This window comes from Legionella bozemanae, from assembly GCF_001648595.1.
Classification (GTDB): domain Bacteria; phylum Pseudomonadota; class Gammaproteobacteria; order Legionellales; family Legionellaceae; genus Legionella; species Legionella bozemanae.
On sequence record NZ_KV441812.1, the window covers coordinates 1 to 246 of the forward strand.

A 246-nucleotide genomic window follows, 5' to 3' on the forward strand; every position below is an offset into this window, starting at 1 on the left:
TCGAGCATTGAACGCGATTATTGGATTGTCCGTGCGTAATCGCATAACTTTCATCCTGAATCAATTGAGATTGAGCCAATACGGAATTGGCAAGATTCAGTTCAAATTTGTTTGTTCCAAAATGATCAATGACCGTTTGGGCACCAGGATCATTTTTAATCGCCGCATTGGCCTGGCTTGATAAATCTGTTTGCTCCTTTTGAATCCCTTGATAGTATCCTTCTTGCGCAGGGTGCTCTGAGTACT

Annotated in this window: 1 pseudogene; it reads right to left on the reverse strand. The window is 42.3% G+C overall.

From position 1 onward, the window contains the following. A pseudogene (locus A8O27_RS19235) lies at nucleotides 1-246 on the reverse strand (type-F conjugative transfer system mating-pair stabilization protein TraN); the annotation flags it as partial.